Source organism: Microbacterium sp. F2E (genome assembly GCF_020905435.1).
Taxonomy (GTDB): Bacteria; Actinomycetota; Actinomycetes; order Actinomycetales; family Microbacteriaceae; genus Microbacterium; species Microbacterium lacticum.
On the sequence record NZ_JAJJIB010000003.1, the window covers coordinates 66012 to 82459 of the forward strand.

Sequence of the window (16448 nt, forward strand, 5' to 3'; positions counted from 1 at the left end):
GTCTCGCACGACCTCTCGACACTACCAACGGAGCCGCGGCCACCGGGGAATGTTAGGGTGCACGAAAGGGGCGAAGGAGCAGCGGATGTTGCCGGATCTGACACAGTACATGTGGATCGCCTGGCTCGTGCTCGCGATCCTGTTCGTGATCGTCGAGCTTCTCACGCTCGAGTTCACCTTCCTGATGCTCGCGGCCGGCACGCTCATCGGCGGGCTCGGCGTGAACCTCCTCGGCGGCGTCTGGTGGCTGCAGATCCTCGCCGCGGCCGCGATCTCGGCCCTGCTGCTGTTCACGATCCGCCCACTGCTGCTGCGGGCACTGCATCGTTCGAGCGCGCTGCAGCCCACGAACGTCGACGCGATCTACGGCCTCGGCGGGCGCCTCATCGCCCCGTTCACCGGCGACGTCGCCTCGGTCCGTCTCGACAACGGCGAGCTGTGGTCGGTCACGGCGTCCGACGACAGCGCGAACATCGCCGTCGGCGATCGTGTCATCGTCACGGCGGTGCGGGGCGCTATGGTCGAGATCGCCCCGGCGAACACCACCGTGGCCCCCCTCCCCCACACCGACAGGAGCACAGACTGATGCCGGTAGACATCGGAGCGTTCGTGGGACAGCTCTTCATCATCGTCCTGCTGATCGTCATCGCGATCTTCGTGGTCGTCGTGATCTTCCGGTCGATCCGGATCATCCCGCAGGCCTACTCGGGTGTCGTGGAGCGTCTCGGACGCTATCAGCGGACCCTCTCCCCCGGCCTCAACATCCTGGTGCCGTTCATCGACCGTCTGCGCCCGCTCGTCGACATGCGCGAGCAGGTCGTGTCGTTCCCGCCGCAGCCCGTCATCACCGAGGACAACCTCGTCGTCTCGATCGACACCGTCGTCTACTTCCAGGTGACGGATGCGCGTGCCGCGACCTACGAGATCGCGAACTACCTGTCCGCCGTCGAGCAGCTCACCACGACGACCCTCCGCAACGTCGTCGGGGGTCTGAACCTCGAAGAGGCCCTCACGAGCCGTGACAACATCAACGGCCAGCTGCGGGTCGTCCTCGACGAAGCGACCGGCAAGTGGGGCCTGCGCGTGTCCCGCGTCGAGCTGAAGGCGATCGACCCGCCGCACTCCATCCAGGACTCGATGGAGAAGCAGATGCGCGCCGAGCGCGACCGGCGCGCCGCGATCCTCACGGCCGAGGGTTCGAAGCAGTCGCAGATCCTCGAGGCGGAGGGCCGCCGACAGGCGGCGATCCTCAACGCCGAGGGTGAGAAGCAGGCCTCGATCCTGCGCGCGGAGGGTGAGGCTGCGGCGATCCAGAACGTCTTCGACGCGATCCACGCTGGACGTCCGGACGACAAGCTCCTCGCTTACCAGTACCTGCAGACCCTGCCGAAGATCAGCGAGGGCACCGCCAACAAGATGTGGATCATCCCGAGCGAGTTCACCGAGGCCATGCGCGGGCTCGGGTCGGCCTTCACGTCGGGCGCCGGTGCGGTCTCCACGGCCGCGCGCGCGACGCAGGCTCCGCCCACGCCGCCGTCCACCGACCCCGGCCCCGCTCCGACCCCGTGACGCATCCCTGGTTCCACGCGACAGGCACACCGCGCGTCCTCGCACATCGCGGTTTCGTCCCTCCCGACTCCGAGGGCTTCGTCGAGAACACCCTTGCGGCGTTCGCGGCGGCCCACGCGGCCGGCGCAACGTATGTGGAGTCGGACTGCCACGTGACCTCCGACGGAGTCGTCGTCCTCTTCCACGACGACAACCTGGCGCGCGTAACGGGTGACCCGCGCCGCATCGCCGACGTGCGCCATGCCGAACTCGCCGCCATCATGGCCGACCGTGGTGGTCTGCTCACGGCGGTCGAGGCGCTCGAGGCGTTCCCGACGCTGCGTTTCAACCTCGATGTCAAGTCCGACGGGGCGACCCGGCTGGGCCGGCTCATCCCGCCCTACGCCGACCGGGTGCTCATCACGAGCTTCTCCGACCGCCGCCGGCGGGCCGCGCTCACGGCCGCGATCGAGCGCGGCGCCATCCCCGCGACCTCCGCCGGGCAGGGGACGGTCATCCGGATGCTGCTGGCCCGCGCGACGGGGTCCAAGAAGCTCGTACGGCGCGTGCTGAAGCGCATCGACGCCCTGCAGGTTCCCGAGCGGTTCGGCTGGTTCCGGCTCGTGACCACCGGCTTCGTCCGCGCCGCCCACGATGCGGGCTGTGAGGTCCACGTCTGGACGATCAACGACACCCCCACGATGATGCGGCTGCTCGAGCTCGGCGTCGACGGCATCGTCACCGATCGCACCGATCTCGCCCTCGCGGCAATGGCGGCGCGGCGCTGATCCCCCACGAGGCGGGCAGTCCCTCAAGCGCTGAGCATCCGCTGTGAAAGGCCGATGCGCCCTGTCCGTTCGGATGATGCGCACAGGTGAGCACGTTATACCTGTACGGACGAGAGGACCACACAATGGCAGACCGTAGCCTGCGCGGCATCCGACTCGGCGCTTCCAGCCTACAGAGCGAGGAAGGCGTCGTGTTTCATGAGCGCGCCAACCACACGTACGTCTGCACGCAGTGCGGACGTGAGACCGTCATGACGTTCGCGGCAGATGCCGAGCTTCCTGAAGCTTGGGAGTGCCGCACGTGCGGCGCCGAGGCCGTCCGACGCGTCGGCGACACCGTCGTCGAGGTCGACCATTCGGGCGACAAGGTCGCCCGCACCCACTGGGACATGCTGATGGAGCGTCGCACCGTGCCCGAGCTCGAAGAGCTGCTCGAAGAGCGCCTCGCGCTCCTGCGCGCACGTCGCGGCGCCGGCGGAGACACCACCCGCCTCACGGCCTGAGTCCGCAGCACACCGCGTCGACGATCCCCCGGACGTCGGCCTCCGCCTGAACCGGAGGCCGACGTCTTCGTCGTACCCGCGGGTGCTCGGCGTGCTCGGCGGTGGCCGCCGCGGAGGACGCCCCCCCCAGCGCCCGCCGTGTCAGCTGGGCCCGCCGTGCCTGCCGCGCCCGGGCTACGCCCGCCGCGTCCGGCGTCGCGAGAGCAGTCCGACGATCACGAGCGCCACGATGCTCCCCCAGCCGAGCAGCGTCTGCAGGCCCTCGCCGATCACCATCGCCGGCGTCATGCCGGTGCGCAGCGGCACGTCGGTGACCATCGCGCCCGGCTCGCCCTCGGGCAGCGCGTCGATCGTGGCGCCGTCGGGGGCGATCACCTGGCTCGTCCCGACGGTCGAGAGGTTCACCACGGCGCGACCCGACTCGATCGCGCGCATGCGGGCGAACGCGAGCTGCTGCAGGTTCTCGTCGGTGCCGCGGAAGTCGGCGTTGTTCGTCTGGAACATGAACACCTCGGCGCCGGACTGCGCGCCGTCTCTGATGACGTCGTCGTAGATCACGTCGAAGCAGATCGCGAGACCGACGGTCACGCCGCCCACTTCGAGCGCGGGCGTGGCCGTGCCCGGCGTGTACTCGCGCTGGATGAGGTCGATCAGGTCGGAGGCGAACAGGCGGTAGAACCACCGGTCGGGCACGTACTCGCCGAACGGCACCGGATGCCTCTTGTCGTACGTTCCCACGGGGTTGTCCGCGCCCGCCTCCCAGACGAGTGACGAGTTGAAGTACTGATCCCCGCGCTGGGTGATCGCGCCGATCAGCAGCGGCGCCTGCACGCGCTCCGCGAGCGCGTCGAGCTCGCGGGCGACGGGCGCGTTCTGCGTGGGATCGGCGTCGACGCCGCCCTCGGGCCACAACAGTACGTCGAGCCGCCCGTCCTCGATCGGCTTCGTCGCCGCCAACTGGGCGCGGAACACGTCGTAGGGCTGCCGCTGGTCGAAGTAGCCGGCCGGGCCGTTGCCCTGCACCGCGCCGACGCGCATCGCGCCGGCCTCCGTCGTCGGGAACTGCGGCAGCAGCACCATGACGACGACCACGGCGACGGTGGGAAGCGCCGTCAGTGCGGCCCGCCACCGGGGCCGTCTGTCGCCCGAGATGGTCGTGGCCGCCCGGCGCCAGTCCCGCCAGGGCTGAAGCCGCACGCACTCCACGGCCGCCGCGCACGCGAAGGCGATGAGGAACGACAGCCCGGTCATCCCCATCCACGACGCGACATCGGCCAGCGGCGAGGATGCCTGGGTGACGCCCAGTCGCGCCCACGGGAAGCCGCCGTAGGGGAACGTGCCGAGAAGCTCCTCCCGCGAGACCCAGAGCCCCGCCACGAGCGCCGGAAGCGCCACGAGCCGAACCCAGCCGCCCGAACTGCCCGAGCTGCTCGAGGCGCTGGAGTCGCGCGTGGCACCCCGCGCGAGCCGTGGCAGCCAGCGGTACGCCCACGTGATCGGCACCGCCATCACGGCGGTGAGGGCGGCCTCGAGGGTCGACAGCGCGATCCACGGCACCGGGCCGAGGTAGCGCTCCGTGAACGAGAGGTTCACGAAGAACAGGGCCGCTCCGAAGACGAACCCGACGAGCAGCGCCCCCCAGGCGCTTCGGCCGATGAGCGCGACGAGCGCGAGCGGCACCGAGACGAACACGACCGGCCACCACGACAGCGCCGGGAACGCGAGCGTGAGCACGAGGCCCGCGACCGCGGCGACGACGACCGCCGCCCAGAGCGGGAGGAGCGGGCGCAGCAGGAGGCGGAGGGCTCGGTCGGCCCCGGCCGTCGGTGCCGGAGCGGTGTCGCGGCTCACAGCGACCCGTACACGACGATGCCCCGGCGCACCGCGTCGAGCGCCGCGCGTGCGGTCGCGGCGACCGGCGGCGCGGCGACGAGCGAGAGCTGGTCGAGCAGGTCGATCGTCTGCTTCGCCCACCGCACGAAGTCGCCCGCTGCGAGGTCGGCCTCCTGGAGCACCCGGTCGAGCGAGGCTCCGCGCGCCCACGAGTGCATCGCGGTGGCGAGGCCGGTGGCGACCGGCTCGGTGCCCGGCAGGTGGTGGTCCTGCTCCAGGTCGTCGAGGCGGGCCCAGAGCTCCTGCGTGGCGGACAGGGCCTGCCGGAAGGGTCCGCGCGGCAGACCGTGCTCGCCGGGCCCGGCCTCGTCGCGGCGCGGCTCGTAGACGAGGCAGCAGGCGAGGGCGGCGAGCCCCGGGGCATCCAGCGAGGTCCACAGTCCTCGTCGCAGCGCCTCGGCGACGAGCAGGTCGCGTTCGCCGTAGATGCGCTTCATCGTCGCGCCGGCGGGCGTCAGCGTCGCCTCGCCGCCGTCTTCGAGGTGCACGTAGTCGACGGCGACGAGCACGTCGACGACGCGGTCGAACACACGCGCGACGGTGCCGGTGCGCGCCTCGATCTGGCGGCGGATCTTCTCGACCCGGCGCTGCAGCTTGGCATAGCGCTCACCCCAGCGGGCGTGCGCCTCACGGTCGGGGCACGTGTGGCACGGGTGGCGCTGCAACCGCCGGCGGAGGTCCTGGATCTCCCGCTGACGCTGGTCGCGGATGCGCGCCGGCGCGGTGCGGTCGGCGCGGTTCAGCTTCTCGAGGTCGCTGAGCTCCCGCCGCATCCCGGCGTACTCGACAAAGTCGCCGCGGTCGCAGGTCATCGCCTTCGCGTAGCCGACGAGCGACTCTTCGGCATCCTTCACCTCGCGCGCGAGCCCCACGACGGCCCGGTCGGCCTGGAACTGTGCGAACGACGATTCGAGGATCTCGCGCGCGCGCCGCCGCCCGAACTGGTCGATGAGGTTCACGGCCATGTTGTACGTCGGCCGGAAGCTCGAGTTCAGCGGGTAGGTGCGGCGGGATGCCAGTGCCGCGACCGCCTGCGGGTCGAGCGCTTCGGTCCACTGCACGACGGCGTGGCCCTCGACGTCGATGCCGCGGCGCCCGGCGCGGCCGGTGAGCTGCGTGTACTCCCCCGACGTGATCGCGACCCGCGCCTCGCCGTTGAACTTCTCGAGCTTCTCCAGCACGACGGTGCGCGCGGGCATGTTGATGCCGAGCGCGAGGGTCTCCGTGGCGAACACGACCTTCACGAGCTTGCGGCGGAAGAGCTCCTCGACGACCTCTTTGAAGGCGGGCAGGAGGCCCGCGTGGTGGGCGGCGACGCCCCGCTCGAGGTTGTCGCGCCATTCCCAGTAGCCGAGCACTTCGAGGTCGTCGTCGTGCAGGGTGCGGGTGCGCTCGTCGATGACCCGGCGGATCTCGTCGCGCTCCTCGCGGGTCGTCAGCCGCAGCCCCGAACGGCGCACCTGCTGCACGGCGCCATCGCAGCCGGCGCGGCTGAAGATGAAGAAGATCGCCGGAAGCAGGTTGGCCCGTTCGAGCAGCTGCACCACCTGCGGGCGGTCGAGGCGTTCGATGCGCTGCATGTTCGACGACCGCACCGGTCGCCGTCCGCCGCGGGGCGGTCGCTTGCGCACCGCGTCGTACCCGCCCTGCGAGCGGAACTGCTGCGCCTGGCGGTTGTTCTCGTAGCGGGCGCCGCTGCCGCCGCGGATGCGCATGAGCTCCTGGTTGACCTGTGCGGTCGCGATGCCGGCGCGGTCGTCGAACAGCGGCAGCAGGTCGCCGCGCACGAGCACGTGCTGCTCGAGCGGCACCGGCCGGGTCTCCGAGACGATCACCTCGACGGCGGGTTCGTCGGCGCCGCCGCCGCGCACGGTGTCGAGCCAGTCACCGAACTCCTCCGCGTTCGACACCGTCGCCGACAGGGCGATCAGCCGTACCTCGAGCGGGAGGTGGATGATGACCTCCTCCCACACCGCGCCGCGGAAGCGGTCGGCGAGGTAGTGCACCTCATCCATCACGACGTAGCGGAGTCCGCGGAGCGCCGCCGAGTCGGCGTAGAGCATGTTCCGCAGCACCTCGGTGGTCATGACGACCACGCGCGCGTTGCCGTTGATGTTGGTGTCGCCAGTGAGCAGGCCCACCTCGCTCTCGCCGTACACCTCCTGCAGCTCGCGGAACTTCTGGTTCGACAGCGCCTTCATGGGGGTCGTGTAGAACGCCTTCTCCCCCGCCGTGAGCATCGCGAGGTGGATCGCGAACTCGCCGACGATCGTCTTGCCGGCCCCGGTGGGAGCCGCCACCAGGGTGCTGCGGCCCTCTTCGAGGGCGTGGCATCCGGCGATCTGGAAGGGGTCGAGCTCGAACCGCTGCGCGGCGGCGAACGCCGTCGTGAGAGGGTGTGCGCGGGCGCTGGCGGCGCGCGCGTAGCGCGCGGCGGGGTCGCTCACGCGAGCGGCCCGAGTGCGGCCCGCGCGCGCTTGGCGCGCCGCCGGTCGAAGAGCATCGACAGCCCCGCCGCGGCGAAGAAGAGCACGACGAGGATGCCGGCGAGCATCAGCATGCTCACGATGTCGGCGGCTGGGGTCGCGAGGCCGGCGAACGCGACGGCGATGAGCACCGCCACCCGCCACGACTTCAGGATCGCCTTGCCGCTCATGATGCCGGCGAGATTCAGTGCCACGAGGAACACCGGCACGACGAACGAGACCCCGACGACGATGATGAGCTTGAAGACGAAGTCGTAGTAGTACTTGGCCTCGTAGAGGTTCGCGGCGCCCTGCGCGGAGAACGCGGCCATCAGCTCGACGATGTGCGGCATGACCCACCAGCCGACGAAGCAGCCGGCGAAGAAGAGCGGCACCGCCGCCGAGACGAAGCCGATCGTGTAGCGGATCTCTTTGCGCGTGAGGCCGGGCATGAGGAACGCCCACAACTGCCACAGCCAGACGGGAGCGGAGAGGATGATGCCGACGACGAACGAGATGCGCAGCCGCAGGTCGAAGGGGCCCGTGATCGTCGAGTACATGAGGCTCACCGCCGCGCTCTCACCGCGCTGCTCGGCGACGATACGGATGGGCTCGGTCATCGCCCAGATGATCCAGTCGGTGAGGAAGTAGGCGACGCCCATGCCGACGACGAGCGCCGCGAGTGCGACGACGACGCGCTTGCGCAGCTCGACGAGGTGCTGCCCGAGCGACATGCGCTTGTCGCGCCGCGGGGCGTCTTCCGCGTTCAGTGACGGGTGTTCGGCCGTGGCCACGGAACGGTCAGGACTTGGCGTCGGGTGCGCCCGGGGCGGGATCCGCCGGGGTCGAGGACGCGGGGGTCTGCGCGGGCGCTGGAGTGGCCGCGGCGTTGTCGACGGTGGATGCCTCGGCGGCGCCCGCCGTCTTGTCGTCGTCCTTCATGGCCTTCATCTCGCCCTTGAAGATGCGGGCCGACTGACCCATGCTCTTCGCGAGCGCCGGCAGCTTGGCGGCACCGAACAGCAGCAGGATCACGATGAGCAGGATCCACAGGTGCGGACCGGCGAACAGGTTGCTGGGCATTGTGTCCCCTTTGTCGAAGCGTGCGCCCCAGTGTACCCGCCGTGCCTTAGCGTGCGGCCTGCGCGGGCCGGGTGTCCGGTGAGCGGTACTGCTCGAGTCCGGCGTGCGCCCATGCCGCGGTCGCCGCGCGGACCTCCGGGGGCCCCAGCACCTCGAGGTCGCCTCCGAAGCGCGCGGCGAGGCGCTTGAGGCTGCGCGCGTCGCCGACGCGGATGCCCGCCTCGCGCACCGGCGGGCTGTCGCCGGCCGCGCCGCGCGTCGGGCTGCTCTCGTGCACGGCGAGCACGAAGTCGGTCAGGAGCGGCGTGATCGTGTCGCGGTACCGCACCTGCACCTCGACGTCGGCCTGCGAGGGTTCGAACAGGTCGGGTAGAGCGTCGGCGCCGTGGGTGATCGCGATGTCCGTGAGCACGACGTGCGAGACACGATCGAGGTGGAACGTCCGCATCGCGCGGCGCAGGTGGCACCACCCCTGCAGATACCACTCGCCGCCCGAGATGTGCACCTTGACGGGGTCGACGGTGCGGGTCGTGACCGGGGCATCCGGCGCCTGATAGTCGAACGACAGCGCGACGCCCCGCTGCAGGGCCTCGGCGACCGCGATGCGCACGTCGTCCACGGCCGGCGGCACGACCAGCACGTCGGCCGGGACGCTCGAAGACCCGCGGGCGAGCTTGGCGAGCAGCCCCTGCACGACCCCGCTGTCGCCGACGCCGGGAAGCGAGGCGGCCAGCTGCAGCCCGGCGAGGAGGGCCGCGGCCTCGCGGGCGCTCAGGCGCGGTGTGCGCTCCAGGCCGACCGCGTTCGTGATGACGATGAGGTCGCGCTGATCGAGGAGGTCCCAGTCGATGTCGAACAGATCGTTCGCCATCTGCCAGAACCCGCCGTCTCCCGGCAGGCCGATCACGGTCAGCTTCTCGACCATCGTCCGCATCTGCGCGGGGGTGACGTCGAAGTCGTCGGCCGCTTCGCGCAGCGACACCTCTCCCTTGCCGATGAGGTACGGCACGAGCTGCAGGATCAGCGCCGCGCGGTCCGCGCCGACGAGCGGCCGCACCGCGCTCACGCCGCACCCCCGTGCAGGTCGTACACGCGCTGCAGCCGAGCGATCACCTGGTCGCGCAGCGCCGCCGGCTCGACCACGCGCACCTCGGGGCCGTACGAGGCGAGCTCGTCCGCGAAGATGTGCGCGTCGACGTACGGCACGCGGAACCCCTGCTCGACCGGCGTCGCGCGGCGGTTCAGCCGCAGTGCCGCCTCGGTGCCGGGGTCGATCTCGACGAGCGCCTGCTGACGTGCGGCGAGCTCTGCGAGGCCCGCGAGCGCGCGCTCCCCCGCACCCTCGCGCGCCGCGAGGTCGAACGTCGTCCGCGTGATCTCGACGTCGGAGCTGATCCGGGCGAGCAGGAACGTGCGGTCGTCCTGCTGCTCGAGATCGAACCCGTAGACATGCCAGCGCGCCTCGTACTCGACGAGCGCGAGAGGGCGGATGCGGCGACGGCGCGGGGCGTCCTCGCCGGGCTTCACGTAGTCGAACGCGACGACCCGCCCCTGCTCGATCGCTCGCTGCAGCGGCACGAAGGACGGCTCGCGCAGGCTCAGCCGCGGCGAGTAGCCGATGATCGGCGCGTCGACCTCGATGCCGAGAGCACGGATCTTGCGCAGGCCCGATCGTGCGTCCGCCGACATCGAGTTCTCGCTCCAGACGCCGCCGGCGAGGTTCAGGACGGCGAGCTCGGCGGGCGTGAACGCGATGTCGGCGGGCAGCTCGTATTCCGCCGTCGGAATGCGGTAGCGCGCCTCGCGGAGATCGTCGGGATCGGCGTAGTCGCCGATCGTCTCGACCTGGATCGAGAGCCCACGCAGCGTCTGCTTGTCACGCTCGAACATCTTCTCCAGCGCGTCCTTCGACGCCCCCGCCCCCACCTGCTCGCGGTAGCCCGCGACCGACGACAGGATCGTCTCCTTCGTCAGCCCCTGCTCGGTGGCCATGAGGGCCACGACGAGGTTGACGAGACGCTCCTCGGGAGCGGTACGGGTCGTCTCGGATGCCACCCGCCCATCCTAGGGCGGCCCCGGAACCACCGGGCGCGCGGCGGCGCGTGTCAGCGCGTCGCGGCGGGGTCGTCGATGCCGAGCAGATCGACGACGTAGATCGTGGCGTCGCCGTCCGACGAAGGGGCGACCACGAGCAGCTGCGAGCCGACCGTCATACCCGAGAGGTCGGACGCGAAGGCGAGGTCGCTGTTGGGTGCCACCGCGATCGACGCGCCGTTCTCCCACGTGGAGTTCGTGACCTTGCGGGTGTTCCAGTCGACGCCGGTGTACTGCACGCGCACCGTGTCGCCCGAGCCGACCTGCGGGCCGTCACCCTTCTTCAGCACCTCGACCACGCGGTCCGACGGAGCGGCCGCGTCGGGCACGATCACGCCGGGGCGTCCGCCCGGGGCGAGCACGACCGAGGGCATGCCGCGGCGGTCGTTGTACTGCGGGGTGCCGTCGGCGGCGGCGAGGTAGACCTTCTTGATGTCGATCGCCACGGCGATCGACTGGTCGTCCGTGACGCCGAGGTCCTGCGCGCCGGCCGCGGACAGCTCCCTCGCCGGGATCGCGGCGACGACGCGCGTGCCCTCCGTGGCGCACATCATCGCTGTCACGAGACCCTCGTAGCTCGAGTGCCAGCTCGACAGCGGCTGCACGGGCGGCGCCGCCTGCACGAGCGACTGACCGGTGGCGCCGTTCGCGATCGCGATGCTGAACACGACGTCCTGCGCGTCGCTCGTGATCTGCCGCCCCGTGCCGACCTCGGTGTCGGTGTAGGTCGTGTGGTCCACGTAGACGGGCGCCTTGAGCGTCAGGGCGGGGGTGCCGAACGTGCCGGATGCCTGTGCGAAGTCGAGCACCGAGGCATCCGAATCGTTGCGCTCGCACGACGTCGAACCGGAGGCGGCGGGCGACGACGCGCATGCCGCGAGGGTCAGAGCGGAGAGGCCGAGAACGGCGAGGGCGGCAGGGATCCGGAGCACCGGATCAGTCTACGACGCCGCCCGAGCCGGCCTGCTCGCCGGCGGCGTCGTCAGCGTCGTCGGTCGCGGCGCGCGAGGCGATCCGCGCCCCGTCGACGGCGCGCTGGGCCTCCCGCACGCGCTTGCGCAGGTTCTTGTCGGTGATCTGCCGGTCACCGACGGCGCCGGGGGTCCACGCCTCGACGTCGTCGTCGGCGTAGCTCGGCTTCTTCAGCGCGCGCTTGCGGACGTCGGGCGGCACCGCGCCCGGCGCGAGGCGGCGCGCGGTGATGAGGAATCCGGTGTGCGCGACCATGCGGTGGTCGGGGCGCACGGCGAGACCCTCGACGTGCCAGCCGCGCACCATCGTCTCGCTCGCCTCGGGCTCGGTGTACAGGCCCGTGCCGCGCAGGTACTCCGCGACGCGGCTCAGCTGCGTCGCGGTGGCGACGTAGCAGATCACGACCCCGCCGGGGGTGAGCGCGTCGGCGACGACGTCGAGGCACTCCCACGGGGCGAGCATGTCGAGCACGACACGGTCGACGGACGCCGGGGCGAGCGCAGTCGGCAGCTCGGCGACGAGGTCGCCGACGACGACCGACCAGGTCGTCGGATACTCGCCGAAGAAGGTCTCGACGTTCGCCTCGGCGACCTGCGCGAACTCTTCGCGCCGCTCGAAGGAGACGAGCCGTCCCGCCGGGCCGATGGCGCGCAGCAGCCACAGCGACAGGGCGCCCGAGCCGACACCGGCCTCGACGACCGTCGCCCCCGGGAAGATGTCGGCCTGAGCGAGGATCTGCGCGGCATCCTTCGGGTAGACGATCGCGGCGCCGCGCGGCATGGACATCACGAAGTCGCGCAGCAGCGGACGGAGGGCGAGGTACTCGTGCCCGCCCGAGTTCGTGACGACCGATCCGTCGGGCTGGCCGACGATGTTCTCGTGCTTCAGCACGCCGTGATGGGTGTGCAGCTCGCCGTTCTCGCGGAGGGTGACGGTGTGCATCCGACCCTTGGGGCCGGTCAGCTGCACGCGGTCGCCGAGGCGGAACGGCCCGCTCGGGCGGAGGTCGTCGGCCGGCTGGGAGTCGGCGGGCTGCTGGTCGGTGGTCATGCGTGGCCTTTCCGCGCCGCCGCGGCGGCGTGTGCCGACGAGACGTCGGCGAGGTCGTGGGGGGTGCGGTTCTCGAGCGTCGGCCACAGTTCGTGGGCGCCGGCGCCCACGAGGGAGACCATGAGCGGCACGCCGACCGTGGGGACGCCGGCGGCGACGGCGGCGCGCACGCCCGTGGGCGAGTCCTCGATCGCCACCGCGCGGGCGGGGTCGACGCCGAGCGCGGCGCACGCCTGCAGGTAGGCGTCGGGGAACGGCTTGGGGCGGGTCGCGTCGTCGCCCGAGACGATCAGCTCGAACAGCCCCTCCGGCAGGCCGCCGACGACGAGTTCGGCCATGCGCCGCAGCGACATCGTCACGAGGGCGCAGCGCACACCCGCGTCGCGCAGGGCGCCGAGCAGTTCGAGGGCGCCCGGGCGCGGCGGCGGACCGAGCTCCTCGAGCGCCGTCATGACCTCGGCGGTCAGGTGGTCGACGATCTCGTGCGCGGGCATCCGCACGCCGGCCTCCTGCAGGATCCCGGCGGAGGTCTCGAGCCCCTGACCCACGAGGGTCATCGCCTGCTCGTGCGTCCACGTGCCCCCGAAGCGCTCGACGAGCGCGCCCTCGGCGGCCATCCAGTACTTCTCGGTGTCGACGAGGGTGCCGTCCATGTCCCACAGCACGGCATCCGGGAGGGCAGGGGCGAGGGGGGCGGAGCTCACCGCTCCATGTTAGGCGGTCGACCCGGGCGTGCCGGGTCCGCCTCGGGGTTCCTGCCGCGCCCGCCCCAGGTTCGCGCCATGCCCGTCGGTCTGCGGGCGTTCCGCGCGGCACGCCCGCGTGCGCCTGGCCGCGCGTATCCTGGAGGGCAACTGTTCGCGAGAGACGAGGAGCGGCGTGGACGAACTGGGTCAGCGGGTTCTCGTGGTCGCGTTCGACGGATGGAACGACGCCGGCGAAGCCGCCTCGGCCGCGGTGCGCCACATCCGCGAGTCGGGCGCGTATCGCGAGGTCTTCGCGGTCGACCCCGAGCTGTACTTCGACTACCAGTACACGCGGCCGCAGGTGCGGCTGGATGCCGACGGCTCGCGTTCGCTCGTCTGGCCCGACGCCACGCTGTGGCGGCCCCTGCATCCCGCCGACGGCACGCGCCTCTGGCTGCTGTCGGGCTTCGAGCCCGCGCGGGCGTGGCAGGCCTTCGTCGCCGAGCTGATCGACGCGGCGCTGCGCGAGGACATCACCGGCATCGTCGCGCTCGGCTCGATGATGTCGGATGTCCCGCACACGCGCCCCATCTCCATCTTCGCGGGCAGCGATAACGAGGCGCTGCGCGCGGAGTTCGGGCTCGAGAAGCCGACGTACGAAGGTCCGGCGGGCATCCTCACGGTGCTCGCGACCGCCGCCGAAGCGGCGGGCATCCCGTGCGCCGCCCTCTGGGCGAGCGTGCCGCACTACGTCGCCGGACACACCCCGTCGCCGAAGGCGACCCTCGCCCTGCTCGACCGCCTCACCGACCTCACCGGCGCCGTCGTGCCCCGCGGCGAGCTGCCCGCCGAGTCGCTCGCGTGGGAGGCGTCGATCGACGCGGCCGCGTCGGACGACGAGGAGATGACCGAGTACATCCACCAGCTCGAGCAGACCCGCGACACGTGGGATTCGCCGGAGGCCTCCGGTGACGCGATCGCGCAGGAGTTCGAGCGGTACCTCCGCCGCGGCGGCGACGGCCCCGGCCAGGGACCCAAGGGTCTCGGCGGCCCGGGCTCCGGCCGCTGATCGCCCCGCCGGACTCCGGGCGCTGACCGTCGCGCTGGCCTCAGTACGCCTGCAGCACGCCGAGGCTCAGCAGGATGATGAGCACGATCCCGAGGACGACCCGGTAGATCACGAACGGCAGGAAGCTGCCGCGCTTCAGGTACTGCATCAGGAACGCGATCACCGCGAGGCCGACGACGAACGCGATGCCGGTCGCGACGGCGGTCTCGACGCCCGTGAACACGGCCGATCCGGGCTCCCGGATGGCGTGGATCAGCTCGTACAGGCCGCTGCCGAACACCGCCGGCACGGCGAGGAGGAAGGCGACTTCGGCGGCCGCGGTGCGCGTGAAGCCCAGGGCGAGACCCATCGTCGTGGTCGCGCCCGAGCGCGAGACGCCGGGAATCAGCGCGAGTGACTGCGCGAGACCCAGCAGCAGGCCGTCGCGGTAGGTGAGGTCGCTCTCCTCGCGCGTGCGGCGGCCGAGCGCGTCGGCGGCGCCGAGCAGCAGGCCGAACACGATCAGCACGATCGCGACGAGCCAGAGGTTCCGGAAGGTGTCGCGGATGACGTCCTGGAAGAGGAAGCCGAGCACGCCGATCGGGATGGTGCCGATGATGACGATCCAGCCCATCCGGGCGTCGGGGTCGTTGCGCGGCACCGCGCCGGTGAGGGAGCGGAACCACTGCCCGACGATGCGGACGATGCGCTTCCAGAAATACACCAGCACGGCGAGCTCGGTGCCGATCTGGGTGATCGCGGTGAAGGTCGCCCCCGGGTCCTCCGCGGAGGGGAGGAACTCGCCGATGATGCGCAGGTGCGCGCTCGAGGAGATGGGCAGGAACTCGGTGAGCCCCTGCACGATCCCGAGGATGATCGCGTCGAACAGCATGCCGGCCTTTCAGTACGTGCGGAGGAGGTCGGTCAGCACCCGCTGGCCGAACACGAGCGCGTCGATCGGGACGCGTTCATCCACCCCATGGAACATACCCGTGAAATCGAGGTCGTCGGCAAGGCGCAGCGGGGCGAATCCATACCCGGCGATGCCGAGTTCGGCGAGGGCCTTGTTGTCGGTGCCGCCCCCCATGAGATACGGCACCACCGGCACCCCCGGATCGTGCCGGCCGAGGGCGGCGACCATCGCCTCGACGAGGTCGCCGGAGAACGGCACCTCGAGCCCGATGTCCCGGTGGGCGATGTCGATGACGATGTCGTTGCCGACGATCCGCTGGATCTCGGCGAGCACGAGATCCTCCTGCCCGGGCAGGGTGCGCACGTCGATCGCCGCCGACGCGGCATCCGGGATCACGTTGTGCTTGTAGCCGGCCTCGAGACCGGTCGGATTCGTCGTCGTGCGGAACGTGGAGCGGAGGAACCCGGCCGCCGGCCCGGTCGCCGCGGCGACCGCGTCGGGGTCGGGTGCCCCGCCGTCGTCGGCGGAGTCGGACGCCGCGCCGCACAGCGCCGCGAGGGCGTCGACGGTCTGGCGGGTGGTGTCGGTGAGCTCGATCGGCCAGTCGGTGCGGCCGAGCGTCGCGACGGCCTCGGCGAGCCGTGTGACGGCGTTGTCGGGGTGCACACGGCTGCCGTGGCCCGCGGTGCCGCGGGCGCGCAGCCGCAGCCAGACGAGGGCCTTCTCCCCCACCTGCAGGAGGTACGCGCGGCGGTCGCCGACGGGGATCGAGTAGCCGCCGACCTCGCTGATCGCCTCGGTGGCACCGGCGAACCACTCCGGCCGGTCCCGCACGACCAGCTGCGAGCCCTCGACGCCGCCGTTCTCTTCGTCGGCGAAGAACACGAGCACGAGGTCGCGTTCGGGCTGCTCCCCCGCCCGGAGGAGCTCGGCGACGGATGCCAGGATCATGGCATCCATGTCCTTCATGTCGACGGCCCCTCGGCCCCACAGCAGGCCGTCGCGCACGACCCCCGCGAACGGGTCGACGCTCCAGTCGCCCGCGACGGCGGGGACGACATCGAGGTGTCCGTGCAGCACCAGCGCGGGCTTGTCGGAGCTGCGTCCCTTCACCCGCGCCGCGACGTTCGTGCGCCGCGGGATCGGCTCGTAGTACTCCGGCTCCAGCCCGAGCGAGGCGAGGAACGTGCCGACGTACTCGGCCGCCTCGCGCTCGCCGTTCGCGCGGCCCTCGCCGTAGTTCGTCGTGTCGAACCGGATGAGGTCGCGCGCGATCCGCGCGACCTCGGGCAGATCGTCGCCGTCGCCACCCGGGAGAGGCGCGGTGGACGGTGCGGACGGCTCGGCTGCGCTCATGCCCTCACGCTACCGGGCACCGTGGCGCGCGCCGAGACGGCCGACGCGC

At 71.5% G+C, this 16448-nt stretch carries 16 protein-coding genes; 5 read left to right on the forward strand and 11 right to left on the reverse strand.

Annotation, left to right across the window (positions count from 1 at the left end; all coding sequences use genetic code 11):
• Positions 1 to 85: 85 nt before the first annotated feature.
• From LOK55_RS03590 to LOK55_RS03605, 4 genes are all read left to right on the forward strand, one after another.
• Positions 86 to 586, forward strand: a complete 501-nt coding sequence (locus LOK55_RS03590; RefSeq protein ID WP_141379756.1) for an NfeD family protein — start codon at positions 86 to 88, stop codon at positions 584 to 586.
• Positions 586 to 1569, forward strand: coding sequence for an SPFH domain-containing protein (locus tag LOK55_RS03595; RefSeq protein WP_141379757.1), 984 nt, complete (start codon positions 586 to 588; stop codon positions 1567 to 1569). The genes LOK55_RS03590 and LOK55_RS03595 overlap by 1 nt, the downstream gene beginning before the upstream one ends.
• Positions 1566 to 2336 carry a glycerophosphodiester phosphodiesterase family protein gene (locus LOK55_RS03600; RefSeq protein ID WP_229934284.1) on the forward strand — a complete coding sequence of 257 codons (771 nt, stop codon included), beginning with the start codon at positions 1566 to 1568 and terminating at the stop codon, positions 2334 to 2336. Before LOK55_RS03595 ends, LOK55_RS03600 begins: the two co-directional genes overlap by 4 nt.
• A gap of 125 nt (positions 2337 to 2461) precedes the next feature.
• Entirely contained in the window at positions 2462 to 2839 is a 378-nt protein-coding gene (locus LOK55_RS03605; RefSeq protein WP_196323215.1) for an RNA polymerase-binding protein RbpA, read from the forward strand.
• 174 nt (positions 2840 to 3013) lie between these two features.
• On the opposite strand, the gene lnt is transcribed toward LOK55_RS03605, so the two are convergent.
• From lnt to LOK55_RS03650, 9 genes are all read right to left on the reverse strand, one after another.
• Positions 3014 to 4633 carry an apolipoprotein N-acyltransferase gene (gene lnt, locus LOK55_RS03610; protein WP_268252269.1) on the reverse strand — a complete coding sequence of 540 codons (1620 nt, stop codon included), beginning with the start codon at positions 4631 to 4633 and terminating at the stop codon, positions 3014 to 3016.
• A 53-nt stretch (positions 4634 to 4686) separates the two neighbouring features.
• Entirely contained in the window at positions 4687 to 7179 is a 2493-nt protein-coding gene (locus LOK55_RS03615) for an RNA helicase (RefSeq protein ID WP_229934286.1), read from the reverse strand.
• A complete protein-coding gene (gene tatC / locus LOK55_RS03620; RefSeq protein WP_229934412.1) occupies positions 7176 to 7931 on the reverse strand; it encodes a twin-arginine translocase subunit TatC in 756 nt (251 codons plus the stop codon). The genes LOK55_RS03615 and tatC overlap by 4 nt, the downstream gene beginning before the upstream one ends.
• Positions 7932 to 7998: 67 nt before the next feature.
• Positions 7999 to 8280, reverse strand: a complete 282-nt coding sequence (gene tatA, locus LOK55_RS03625; RefSeq protein ID WP_229934287.1) for a Sec-independent protein translocase subunit TatA — start codon at positions 8278 to 8280, stop codon at positions 7999 to 8001.
• A gap of 46 nt (positions 8281 to 8326) precedes the next feature.
• Positions 8327 to 9346: a YafY family protein gene (locus LOK55_RS03630; protein WP_229934288.1), complete on the reverse strand. Its 1020-nt coding sequence runs from the start codon at positions 9344 to 9346 to the stop codon at positions 8327 to 8329.
• Complete coding sequence (locus tag LOK55_RS03635) at positions 9343 to 10272, reverse strand: WYL domain-containing protein (RefSeq protein WP_268252271.1); 930 nt, start codon at positions 10270 to 10272, stop codon at positions 9343 to 9345. Before LOK55_RS03635 ends, LOK55_RS03630 begins: the two co-directional genes overlap by 4 nt.
• A 113-nt stretch (positions 10273 to 10385) precedes the next feature.
• A complete protein-coding gene (locus tag LOK55_RS03640) occupies positions 10386 to 11306 on the reverse strand; it encodes an FKBP-type peptidyl-prolyl cis-trans isomerase (protein WP_229934290.1) in 921 nt (306 codons plus the stop codon).
• 4 nt (positions 11307 to 11310) lie between these two features.
• Entirely contained in the window at positions 11311 to 12396 is a 1086-nt protein-coding gene (locus LOK55_RS03645; protein ID WP_196323221.1) for a tRNA (adenine-N1)-methyltransferase, read from the reverse strand.
• Complete coding sequence (locus tag LOK55_RS03650) at positions 12393 to 13100, reverse strand: HAD family hydrolase (RefSeq protein ID WP_308066632.1); 708 nt, start codon at positions 13098 to 13100, stop codon at positions 12393 to 12395. Before LOK55_RS03650 ends, LOK55_RS03645 begins: the two co-directional genes overlap by 4 nt.
• A 175-nt stretch (positions 13101 to 13275) precedes the next feature.
• On the opposite strand from LOK55_RS03650, the gene LOK55_RS03655 reads away from it, so the two are divergent.
• Positions 13276 to 14151, forward strand: coding sequence for a PAC2 family protein (locus LOK55_RS03655; protein WP_141379765.1), 876 nt, complete (start codon positions 13276 to 13278; stop codon positions 14149 to 14151).
• Positions 14152 to 14191: 40 nt separating this feature from the next.
• Here the strand turns inward: LOK55_RS03655 and LOK55_RS03660 are convergent, their stop codons facing one another.
• Positions 14192 to 15022: an undecaprenyl-diphosphate phosphatase gene (locus LOK55_RS03660; RefSeq protein WP_229934291.1), complete on the reverse strand. Its 831-nt coding sequence runs from the start codon at positions 15020 to 15022 to the stop codon at positions 14192 to 14194.
• Between the two features lie 9 nt (positions 15023 to 15031).
• Positions 15032 to 16399, reverse strand: a complete 1368-nt coding sequence (locus LOK55_RS03665; protein WP_229934292.1) for a M20/M25/M40 family metallo-hydrolase — start codon at positions 16397 to 16399, stop codon at positions 15032 to 15034.
• Positions 16400 to 16448 lie beyond the last annotated feature (49 nt).